Raw genomic sequence first — 10417 nt, 5'->3', positions numbered from 1 at the left:
TCAAGGCAAAGCTAAAGGGCTTGCCGCCTGCTCTTCACAGACAACAAGCCCTTTCGGTTGCTTGAACAATTTTTACTCTCAAATATTGTCTAACTTTTTGGGGTCACTTCACTGGAGCCGGTCGGCTTTTGGAAACTGTTTTTTGTAGGCATTGGACAAGGGATCATGATGTGGGCCGGGGCGCTGCCCTGCGTCCTCCTGGTAGTGCTTTTGAACCGCAGTTACATTATCTCCGTAATCATCACGTTCTTCTACACGGCGGTCAATTATATTTTTGGCACCAACGACTATTTCATCATGCAGCCCTTTGGGTTCAACCCAGGTACGCTGTTACCCGGACCACTGACCTTCCGCTGGTTCTTTCAGTATCTGGACACATCCGGCGCACAGATGACGGAATTGATGGAGCGGATCAGTCCTTACTTTGTGACAACGCCCCAGGCGTTCCTGGTCGTTATTCTGGAATCGGTGGTATTCCTGACATTGATTGCGCTGGTCTATAAGCGCCAGAGCTGTTAAGGAGGTGTAAAGTCATGTGGAGTATTCTAAAAGGGGAATGGCGCAAGCTGCGACGCTGCCAGATCCTGCTGGTTGGTATTGTGGCTCTGGCACTGTGTCCTGTCGTGCAATATGGCACCCAGCTGATTATCAACCCGGAAATGCGGGACCAGAACTTTGATTTTGTCAAACTGTTTGCCAATGTCATTTGGGGAAACACGCAGATTTTTTTGCCGATCTCGCTTGTGATGATCGGCGGTTGGCTGATCGACCGTGAGAACACAAATGACACCATGAAAAATCTGTTGACCGTGCCGGTATCATATCCCAAGCTGCTGGGCGGAAAACTAATCGTCACGATTTTCCTGTCACTGCTGTTCGGAGTTTACAGTGTAGTTATAACGGTTCTGACAGGCTTGATTGCCGGCCTGGATGGTCTTTCTGCCGCTGTTCTGCTTCAGCAGGGCGTGCAGGTGGTCGCGGCCGCTTTCAATACCAGCCTGGTCTGTATGCCGATGATTCTAATTTTCGGCCAGATGCGGGGTGCCTACCTAGGCGGTTCGATTCTGACATTCTTTCTGGGGTATTGCATTTTGTTCTTCAAGAGCGGCTTCTTGCTTTCCACCTACCCGTTTTCGGCGGCGTTGATCCTTGCCGGTTTTGATATGCAAGCGTATAACGGCGCTACGCAGGCTCCCAGTGTTTTGCTGGCAGTGGTAGGCATTGCGGCGGTGCTGGTTCTGACGATGGCGGTTTTACTGCTTTCCCGCCCCAGCAAAAAAGCAGGCAATAACAAAAAGGAAAAAGTCAAAAAAGGACGCGGCAGGCGTCGCGCCGAATGAAAGGAGCGAGTTCATGCGAAAATTAAACTATACAGGTAAAATCTGCATCGTTCTCTGCGCAATTCTTTGTGTTGGCAGTTTGTCTGGATGTTCAACGGCCATGCAGTCTTTGACCGATGGTGCGGATGCCGTGTTGAACGGTTTGGCGGACGGTACAGATATTGTGTTGAATGGCTTATCGGAAGGAGCCGACCAGGCTCTTGACGGTCTATCAGAGGCTGACGACGGCCAGGCAAAGGACAGTATCGTGAAAGCCTTTGGCGAACTTGTTGGCGATGCGGGAAATGCGGCCCTTACGCCCCAAAGTAAATTACAGGGTCACAAAGAAACCGGGGCAGATGATTACACGGGGTCCTATGAAGCAACGTATTCCGAGTTTGCGGGCACAGAAATTTTGTTTGGCGGTACTACGCTGGAGCGAGAAGCAGGAAGTATGATCCACATCACCTGTTCTCTTTCTCTCGAAAGCGGCGAAGCAGCAGTTTTTCTTCGCTCAGGGGCAGATGATCCAGTCATTCTTCTCTCGGAGAGCGGTGAGTACGATGGCACAGTAGAAGTAGATGGCACAAGCACTTATATCGGTGTGTGGGGCGACCAGACAGACGGAACCGTATCCATCGAAATTGAGTAAGGAGTACACATTATGAGCGCAAAGAAAAAAACGATCATTGTTGCTGTTATAGTTGTTCTGGCAGTAGCGTTTATCGCAGTTGCTTTTCTTGCCACGCAGAAAAGCGCCGATTACTACACACAAATTGACAACGACTGCGTAACTGAGATCGCACCGCACGGGGCGATGAATTATCGTTACACATTAAACGCCTACGACGAAACCGGGGCCGAAAAAGAACTGAGCTTTGAAACGAGCCGGATTCTCACTGACGATGCCTACCTATGTCTGAAGGTAGCCCCATTCCGTGGTGTCGTGACCTGGGCGGAAGTTCAATTTGAGGAAATGCCCACCGCTGTGCAGGAACAATACGGCGGCAATTCGTAAGCTGGGGCCTATGGCATAAACATTATTTTCCACGGAAAGGCAGGTGTAGAACATAAAAAGAGTCAGAAAAATCATAATTCGTTTTTTCGCTCTGGCGATACTCGCTATGCTCATTGCTGGCGGTGTTCTGGGCGGATTGGGTTATAAAATGTATCATGATGCACTTGCTGAACAGCCTCTTGTTGAGAAGGTTGCAGAGATTCAAGCTGATCCCGATTATACTACCCTGGCTGAAATCCCGGAGATTTATTTGGACGCAGTTGTGGCAGTGGAAGATCACCGTTTTGAACAGCATTTTGGGATTGACCTGATTGCCATAGGCCGAGCCGCCTGGAACAATCTGACCTCTTTGAGTCTGCGTGAGGGTGGCAGTACCATAACACAGCAACTTGCCAAAAATCTGTATTTCACGCAGGAAAAAAGTTTTATCCGCAAGATTGCCGAGATGTTTATGGCCTTCCGTTTGGAAAACTCCTATACAAAAGACGAGATTTTAGAGCTGTATGTCAATTCTATCTATTTTGGAGACGGCTACTACTGTATTTACGATGCAAGCCAAGGGTATTTTGGGAAAGCCCCCATTGATATGACGAATTATGAATGTACTCTTTTGGCAGGGATTCCCAATGCGCCCTCGGTTTATTCACTGACTGCCAACCCGAAGTTGGCGGAACAGCGTCAAGAGTATGTCGTACAGAGAATGGTTCAATACGGTTACATAAGCGAGAATGAGGCACAAAACATTTTGCAAGATCAATCATAACCGATAGCTATATGCGATCTATCTGCCGGGCGACGGCAAAAGAAAAAAAGCCGTCGTACAGCAGTCATTTGACACGCCCAAACTATTACATGGCGGCTTTGAGAAATCAAGGCCGCCATTTTTTGGTGGCTCACAAGGGAGGGGGACACCATTATGAGAAAGAAAATCATCATTCACATTGAAGATCTTACCATATCACAGGAAGTTTTGCTCCAGGAACTTCTTCAGAGTTTTTGTGTGGAGCAGATTGAGGTGCTTGAAGATACCACCTCTACCCTGCTGGTCGGTGACCTGCAGATTGATGTGCGGCGGCGCCAGGTATGGCAGGCTGGCAGACTGATAGAATTGACTCCAATGGAATTTGATATTCTTCACCTACTGGCTCGGCGCCCAGGGCAGGTCTTCTCTGCACACCAAATTTATGAGGCTGTTGCCGCAGACTCATTTGACACCAGCTGGACGGGGATCTCCAGCATGGTCTACAAGCTCCGGCGCAAGCTGGGCACCGACACTATTGAAACGGTACGGGGTCATGGCTACCGCTTTACGCCAAAATAACAAGAACAGCGCCGCCCCGGCTCTACCGTGGGCGGCGCTGCTGATATATTGCAAAGGTTTAGTCCGAGACCTCTACATTGAGTTGGCCGGCGATTTCTTCCACAGACATTCCATTTTTCATTGCCAGTTTGACAATCTCCTGAATCTTCTGCTTTTTCGTCTTACGAGGCTTGCGAGGCGGCTTAGGGGCCAGAATCTCCTGCTTTTTTGTTTCCAGCGCCTTTATGCGATCCTGAACAGCGGCAATCTTGGCATCATAATCAGATATGGCAGCTTGCTTTTTCTCTTCCAGATCTGCAATCGACTCTTTTGCCTTTTCGATTTTGCTTTCTAACTCGGCCGCTCTCTCCTGTGGGGTGCGGCGTATGCGCTTGTTCTCAAGTTCTGCCATTTGTATGATCTCCTTCCTGATTTATTATTGAATTGCCAAGTAATCAGTTAGACATATTCATCTATGTTTAAGAGTAGCATATAAAGTATCGAAACACAAGAGTTGGGCGTCGAAATTGATATTGCCGTATGATTGAAGGAAATCATTGTTGTTGATCCGCAGAAAGAATTAGAGTCCTTAATTCCCGTACTGGGCACAGGTGAAAAGTACAAATGATTTATAAGTTCCAAACACTTCTATAACACAGAAAAGGCCGGGTGAGGAATATTCCTCTACCCGGCCCTATTTTGAATCTGCACGAAATCTAACCCAAATTCTATAAAGGGTCAGACGAAGCACCGCTTCAATTTCCGTCTACTTTAATTAGGACATAAAAGCTATCGCCAATATCACAGGTTTCTTCTCTTACCCAATTTTCCTTATAGGGAATCCCATAGAAGCCACACATATAGCGAACATCGTCGTTGCTCACGCCCGTTTGGCCCAGCGAGCCAAAGCAATGAATCACACAATTTCCCTTGTCATTCCTGCGTTCCAGGAGTCGGAACCGGCCAGCGAGCTTTCTTTGTACTTTGCTCCAATCCATTACTTCACCTCCCATATTCCTCGCTCTATAAGGACTGCCTCCTGTCCAGCCTTTCCCGGGATCAAGAATTTAATAGGGGTATTGTCGCCGTTCTTCTCCGGTCTGCGCTCTGAAGGCAAATATCGCGCAAAGCATTCCCATTCAGGATTTCTAAAACGACCAGTCAGCTTACACAAACAGCCAGTAGCCGACCATTGATTACAAATGCGGCACGGAAAGCAGCGCATCCGCTCATTCTGATACGTCTGCGTCCTTTTGTTATCCGCCACCAAACATTCAAAGCGTTGGATCAATTTCTCATCATCTGTGACGATATAGAAAAAGTGCCCATAATGCAGGAATTGCCCCGAGATTACGGTGCAGCCCTGATACGCTTGTTGCTCTTTCGCTCTCTGCCACACCGGCGTTCGGTTTACAAAGTTTCCGTACCACTCATAAATGGGGTCCAGAGTATACTGATCAAACAGCGGATAAAGCTGTTCCAGCGTCTCCAAAGGTGCTTGTCCCCAAACACTGCCGTTCATCTTAATAACCGTCATTGTATGCACCTCTTTGATTCTGGTCAGGTATGCACGCTGTACTGAGCCTTCTGGAGATTGTCCGCACCATGCAGGATGACAGCGCCGCAGATTCCTCTGCCATAAGGCGTATACTCCTCAAAAAAGAAGCTGTACGGCTGGCTGTCATCATAGAGGACGATCTTTTCCGTACCGCGCCACTGGAAATGCTGTTCCAGGATCTTTCCCAATTTGTGACGCAGAAGCCGGCACCCGGTAACCTCCTGGAGATTTTTCCGGCAGCGGAATTCATATCGGCGTGTTACCAGTTCCGGGATGGAGAGCTGGCGCCACTCGGCACCATCCATATCCTCTCCGGCCCCTGCAAAAGCGCGGAATGGCTCATAGGGAAGCCGCACATCCTCTTTCCAGCCATGCACCCTGTCATTGCCATCTTCCTGAAGCCATGTGAACCGGATCTCCAGAATCTGCGTACCATCTGGTCCCTTTGTCAGCCGCAGACTGGCAAAGGAACCGCAATCACTCGTCAGTACCCTTTTATTCGGCTCCTGCTCCAACTTTTGCAGTTCGCTGCGCAGGATGGCAAACCGATGCGGGGACTTTTTCTCCCATGAAATGGTGCGAATATAAAGCAGTTCCTTGTCGCACCGCACTTTTATCATAGTCCGGTCATTCATATGTTCATTCCTCCTTTTCAGGAAGCGCCCCTGCGGTATGCAGGGCCGCCCGTTCTACCAAAAATGCACCTTCCACATATTTTTCTTTGCGGGAGGTCGTTGCTGCGCCGCCCAGGGAATCGAGATACTGCTGCCCGTTCTTAGATTTAGAGATATACACATAAAACGGGCTGCTGACATACTGATCCCGTGCATAACAGTTGACATACCTCCTTGCCAGAACAGAGACTGCCCCCAGCTCCGCAGCCTTCTGCGTTGCCAGAGCGACGGCCATCTCCATGACCACCTGCTGCTCATCGTCATTGATGCCGGAGGTGTAAATGCGCTCCAGAAACAGCACCAGCTTCTCACTGACAATATGACCGCTCTCGGTTGTGTTTCCTCCGGCCAGATCAGCAAAAGAAAGCATCAGTTCTGTCGGCTTTTGAAACGCCCCTTTCGTCAGGCGAATGCAGGCGCGGGCCACGATCTCATCACCTTTTCTGATCAGGATGATTTTCTTGTTGGAATCAAAAGCCGCCAGCAGGCACTCGCGCTGGCTCCCCGTTCGATAAGACAAGCAGGTGCTATAGGGCAGCTCGCCTATCTGAATGGTGTGGTAGAAATCATCCGCTTCCTCGGCAATAAACTTGCCTCGATCCAACGCAAGGTTCTTTTGCCATGCGGTCTCCTGCTGCTCACTGATTGGGTGGTTTATTTCCCGGCGCAGATCGTCTGCGAAATATTTCAGCACATAGAACTGGCCCATGAGTTCAGCCTGTACGATCCTTCTGAGTGCCTCAATAGCCGCATCATTTCCCTGCAGGTAGTTATATAGCGGAGTCACCAGGCTACTGCCTCCTCGAAGCAGGAAGTCTGTGATACGATTTTGGTTCTGTTTCACAAACTCGTCTGAAATGGAGAGGCTTTCTTTCAACTGGGCCCAATCCATATCCGTGGTCAAGACAGAGGTTCGAACCTGCAGCCAATTTTCACACCCGGCAAGCAATGGCAGGTTTCTGGCCGCAAAGACCGCATCCGTTTCCGTCTGGAGATCCAGGACAAAGGGGCAAAGCTGGGTGTAATGAAACAGCATTTGCATAGCCGTCCGCCTCGTCAGCCCGCGAATATGTCCGAATCGCTTCCGATACCATTCGCTGAACGGTTGCTCCAGCAGGCATTGAGCCAGCTGAGTCAGTTGCTCATCCTCCGTGTATCGGCTGACCAGATCCCGCTTGAGGAGCTGGCGAAGCGTGAGCATACGCTGGTCTACCGGGAGTGGGGTCAGCTTTGCATACAAGCGGACATAGATTTGGTCCTGCTGCCACAGCAGCCGCATCTCTTCAAAGGTATATTGCTGTCCTTCCTCCAGGCAGTCAAAATAGCTGTCTGGGCGCTTTGCAGCATCGCAATCCTGCAAATTCTTTTCTGACAGGGAATTGATATTGCAGTGCTCACAAAAGCAGTCTTCAAACAGGAGCGCATAGCGGCTCAGAGAAAGGAAAATCTCACTGTTCTGATCCACCAACTGTAAAAAGTGCTTTTTCCGGTGTTCCACCGCATAGACAAGGATCGGGAACTGATACGAGCGGATCGCACCGAAATCCAGATGGAGGCAACCGGCATACAGTGCATTCAGGTAACTGACCTGATTGCACAAGATCTCCTCACGCTGTTCTTTGTTCAGCGGTGCTTCCTGTCTGATGAACCAGTTCAGATCATACTGTCCCGCACGGTTTTCAAACCAGCGTTGGAAAAAGATGTTCAAATCATCTACATCATGTTCAAAGACCTCCAGCAGCTGGCGGAACTTCCCGATATCGGTTTCCCGCAGCCATTGAAGTGCTTTCAGCCGGCCAGAATCAAGAAACACGGTCACGCCCTGCTGGTACAGCAGGCCGAGGATCTTCTGCAGCGGTGTATTCTGCTCCAGAAGTACCAGCGTCTCTTTTTCGTTGCTATGCCAGTTGAACAGGCAGGCGCCAAGAAATGGAAAGCGCATCATGTCCCGCTGATGTGCGGTCAGTGAAGAAAGTCCTTTCCAATCTGCAACAGGAAAAAGCCAGAGATTATCCAGAATAGCTTTTTCCTCTTCTTCGTACTTGACATAGGGCAAATAGTATTTCAAATACTCAAAAGTCAGCGCCGTTGGAACATTCAAAGACGCTGCCTCCAGTACCTGTTCCGTCGGATACTGTGTCAGGCTCTCATGGCAGTCATCTGCCGATTTGAGCATCGGTTCGATCCTGTCATCCTCGATCTCACAGGTACACAAAGCATGGTACAAATCTGCGAACTCACCGCATTCAACCAGTTTCCGCTGAATTTGGGAGCTCCTGTTTTTCTTCAGCCGCGCCTGCAGTTCCAGCCGTTCGACCTTTTCGCACGCCCCGTCCAACTCGTTCTCAGAAAACAAGCCCGTTAGGCTCAGCATCAGGCCGTCAGTTTCCATGCGGCCCAGCAGAGACAAATGTTTCATCGTATTGGTCATGCTGCTGCACCTCCTTCGATCATGTTTTTCACCATATCCAATAGTTCTTGTTTTGGCCTGGTCTCGTACTTTGCCAGCATTCCGCACAGCACAAAGAAATTCTGTGTGTCTATCGGCGTCAGTTCCTGCACACAGCCGGCAGGCCATTCCAACAGTTTTTCATAGACCATATTCATGGCTTGCTGTTTATCTTCTTTGTAATAATACTTGTCTGCAAATTGAACCAAAGACATCGCACTTCCGTTATAGATCTGTGCCAGCTTTTCCTTTCTTTTCAAAAATTCCTGCTGCTTTTGCAGCATCTGCTCCTGCTCTTTTTTCTCTGCAGCGGCTTTTCGGTCGGCTTCAAGTTCTTTTTTGGAATAGAACCGCTTTTTCAGGCAGTTGCCATCATAGCCTCCGCTGTTGCCCTGGGCAATCAGCTGCCGCAGTACAGAGGCCAGGGTGGGCCTGTCGTAGAGCCGCTGAATCGTCGGGTCCTTCAGTGCGCTCCAGACAAATGCCGTATAGTGTTCCGGCTCCATTTGAAAAAACGAAGAGTCCACCCATTCGTAGAGCTTTCGGTGCTCCTCTGGGCCAAGGAAAGGCCGGGCAATTATGGTGCGAAAATTCTCGTTTCCGTAACCACCAGTATTCTCGCAGAAAAAGCGGTGAAAATAGAACCGATCTCCGAAAATCTCCTGCAACTGTGTAAATCTGTATTGGTTCAGCAACTTTTCGACAAACCGATAGCATTTCCAGCTGGAAATACGCAGGGCATAGTCCCGAAGAAGCTTCAAAGGGTATGCGTATTCACCCTCCGCTCGGTGTTTCTCAAAAAAAGCCCACAGGTCGATTTTCTTCGTTTCCACCAGAAGGGTAAACGCCTCCTCGGTGTGCTGCCGAAAGCAAGTGAAATACTCCATGTAGTCGGCACCGGTCAGTTGCTTATACCGGGCAAGCCACTGTCCAGTAGTTGCCGATCCAAGCGAGCGAAGCATTTGCATCGTGAACAATTCCAAATAGGTGTCCCGCTTTAACTCGACTGCCAGGCAGTCATACTGCGGATCAAACACATCGAACCGATAATTAAATGACTGCTTGATGTTTCGGTTCATCCAAAGGATAGTTTTGGGGGAAGACGGTGAAAGGCTTGAATTTACAGCCGCCCACAAATCCCGATTGCCCTCATATTTGATGGAGAAATCCTTGTAGCGGGTAAATAGCCAGCCAACATATCCATAGAGCGAATCCGGCAATGCTTCCGGGCAGTTGAGCAACATCTTGCAGCACGCCGCCGCAAGTTTCTCGGCAGGAATGCTGTTAGAGGATAGCCGATAAGAAATTCTATCCATCCACATTGCGAGTGAGTTTGTCAGAATGATTTCATCTGCTCCGTACCCAGCTGCGGTCAAAACTGCAAACTCCCGGCTGTCCTGTTTCATATTCATACAAGGAAGCTTTACCAGTGTTCGCAATACAAGATCTGCCCTTGACCGGCAGGCCTTCACCTGCTCAGCGTATGTGCGGATAAACCACTCCAGCACACCACAGTTAAAAGCCAGCGGCATCGTCCGCTCCGGACCAAACAACCGGAGCAGCTGTGCGTGCATCACCTGATATCCTTCCTCCCGGTCATCAAACAGAGAAAGGACAAACAAGGCTTCTTCTGTCTTGGTGTATTCCGTCTTTGCCAGGGCATCCAACAGGGCACGCTGGCGCACAGTATCTTCCTCCAGATGATACAGAGCACCGCTCAGGTACACATCCCCATCAGCGATTCGCCGGATTTTCTGGAAAAAGCCACTACGCTGACTGCCCACAAACATCTGGTCTGCGTGGAGTGTGCGTGTAACGGCAAGTGCCAGTGCCAATGCACGGACAATACGGATATCTGTGCCCAACTTTTCCTCAAACCGCTCCAGCACCTCTCCAGGATAGCGCAGGCTATACTGCTCAAAATAGATAGAGACATCCACATCTTGCTGCCAAATCTGGGCAGCTTCAATCTGGCGATAGTGCATCCTTGCCTTGTCGTCCTGAGAAGTCTGTACCACCAGTTCGGCAAAAGCATGATACAATGTCAGATCAATGGCTTTCTGATAGGCCGCGTATGCCGGCATGATTTCTTGATTCAC

At 49.6% G+C, this 10417-nt stretch carries 12 protein-coding genes; 6 read left to right on the top strand and 6 right to left on the bottom strand.

Annotation, left to right across the window (positions count from 1 at the left end):
* The first annotated feature begins 111 nt into the window (after positions 1 to 111).
* From J9789_RS03220 to J9789_RS03195, 6 genes are all read left to right on the top strand, one after another.
* A complete protein-coding gene (locus J9789_RS03220; protein ID WP_348633622.1) occupies positions 112 to 519 on the top strand; it encodes an ABC transporter permease in 408 nt (135 codons plus the stop codon).
* Positions 520 to 533: 14 nt separating this feature from the next.
* A complete protein-coding gene (locus tag J9789_RS03215; RefSeq protein WP_209342202.1) occupies positions 534 to 1340 on the top strand; it encodes an ABC transporter permease in 807 nt (268 codons plus the stop codon).
* 13 nt (positions 1341 to 1353) lie between these two features.
* Entirely contained in the window at positions 1354 to 1971 is a 618-nt protein-coding gene (locus tag J9789_RS03210) for a hypothetical protein (RefSeq protein ID WP_209342200.1), read from the top strand.
* A gap of 12 nt (positions 1972 to 1983) precedes the next feature.
* Positions 1984 to 2337, top strand: coding sequence for a YxeA family protein (locus J9789_RS03205; RefSeq protein WP_209342198.1), 354 nt, complete (start codon positions 1984 to 1986; stop codon positions 2335 to 2337).
* A gap of 106 nt (positions 2338 to 2443) precedes the next feature.
* Entirely contained in the window at positions 2444 to 3100 is a 657-nt protein-coding gene (locus tag J9789_RS03200; RefSeq protein WP_209342196.1) for a biosynthetic peptidoglycan transglycosylase, read from the top strand.
* 153 nt (positions 3101 to 3253) lie between these two features.
* On the top strand, positions 3254 to 3658 hold the full coding sequence (locus J9789_RS03195) for a winged helix-turn-helix domain-containing protein (RefSeq protein WP_209342194.1): 405 nt from the start codon (positions 3254 to 3256) through the stop codon (positions 3656 to 3658).
* Positions 3659 to 3716: 58 nt separating this feature from the next.
* On the opposite strand, the gene J9789_RS03190 is transcribed toward J9789_RS03195, so the two are convergent.
* The 6 genes from J9789_RS03190 to J9789_RS03165 all read right to left on the bottom strand — a co-directional run bounded on the left by J9789_RS03190 (position 3717) and on the right by J9789_RS03165 (position 10417).
* Complete coding sequence (locus J9789_RS03190) at positions 3717 to 4049, bottom strand: hypothetical protein (RefSeq protein ID WP_209342193.1); 333 nt, start codon at positions 4047 to 4049, stop codon at positions 3717 to 3719.
* A gap of 343 nt (positions 4050 to 4392) precedes the next feature.
* Complete coding sequence (locus J9789_RS03185; RefSeq protein WP_209342192.1) at positions 4393 to 4635, bottom strand: hypothetical protein; 243 nt, start codon at positions 4633 to 4635, stop codon at positions 4393 to 4395.
* On the bottom strand, positions 4635 to 5174 hold the full coding sequence (locus J9789_RS03180) for a hypothetical protein (RefSeq protein WP_209342190.1): 540 nt from the start codon (positions 5172 to 5174) through the stop codon (positions 4635 to 4637). Before J9789_RS03180 ends, J9789_RS03185 begins: the two co-directional genes overlap by 1 nt.
* Before the next feature lie 23 nt (positions 5175 to 5197).
* Positions 5198 to 5830 (bottom strand): hypothetical protein, encoded by a 633-nt coding sequence (locus J9789_RS03175; RefSeq protein WP_209342188.1) that lies wholly within the window; start codon positions 5828 to 5830, stop codon positions 5198 to 5200.
* 4 nt (positions 5831 to 5834) lie between these two features.
* On the bottom strand, positions 5835 to 8300 hold the full coding sequence (locus tag J9789_RS03170) for a hypothetical protein (protein WP_209342186.1): 2466 nt from the start codon (positions 8298 to 8300) through the stop codon (positions 5835 to 5837).
* The gene (locus J9789_RS03165; RefSeq protein WP_209342184.1) at positions 8297 to 10417 is read right to left on the bottom strand and encodes a hypothetical protein; all 2121 of its coding nucleotides are present in this window, start codon (positions 10415 to 10417) and stop codon (positions 8297 to 8299) included. The genes J9789_RS03170 and J9789_RS03165 overlap by 4 nt, the downstream gene beginning before the upstream one ends.

This window comes from Flavonifractor sp. AGMB03687, assembly GCF_017811815.1.
Lineage (GTDB): Bacteria > Bacillota > Clostridia > Oscillospirales > Oscillospiraceae > Flavonifractor.
This window is presented reverse-complemented; position numbering and strand designations above follow the sequence as displayed.

Coding starts and splice junctions, on each gene's coding strand:
- J9789_RS03215 (WP_209342202.1), top strand. CDS start 534: ATGTGGAGTATTCTAAAAGGGGAATGGCGCAAGCTGCGACGCTGCCAG.
- J9789_RS03210 (WP_209342200.1), top strand. CDS start 1,354: ATGCGAAAATTAAACTATACAGGTAAAATCTGCATCGTTCTCTGCGCA.
- J9789_RS03205 (WP_209342198.1), top strand. CDS start 1,984: ATGAGCGCAAAGAAAAAAACGATCATTGTTGCTGTTATAGTTGTTCTG.
- J9789_RS03200 (WP_209342196.1), top strand. CDS start 2,444: ATGCTCATTGCTGGCGGTGTTCTGGGCGGATTGGGTTATAAAATGTAT.
- J9789_RS03195 (WP_209342194.1), top strand. CDS start 3,254: ATGAGAAAGAAAATCATCATTCACATTGAAGATCTTACCATATCACAG.
- J9789_RS03190 (WP_209342193.1), bottom strand. CDS start 4,049: ATGGCAGAACTTGAGAACAAGCGCATACGCCGCACCCCACAGGAGAGA.
- J9789_RS03185 (WP_209342192.1), bottom strand. CDS start 4,635: ATGGATTGGAGCAAAGTACAAAGAAAGCTCGCTGGCCGGTTCCGACTC.
- J9789_RS03180 (WP_209342190.1), bottom strand. CDS start 5,174: ATGACGGTTATTAAGATGAACGGCAGTGTTTGGGGACAAGCACCTTTG.
- J9789_RS03175 (WP_209342188.1), bottom strand. CDS start 5,830: ATGAATGACCGGACTATGATAAAAGTGCGGTGCGACAAGGAACTGCTT.
- J9789_RS03170 (WP_209342186.1), bottom strand. CDS start 8,300: ATGACCAATACGATGAAACATTTGTCTCTGCTGGGCCGCATGGAAACT.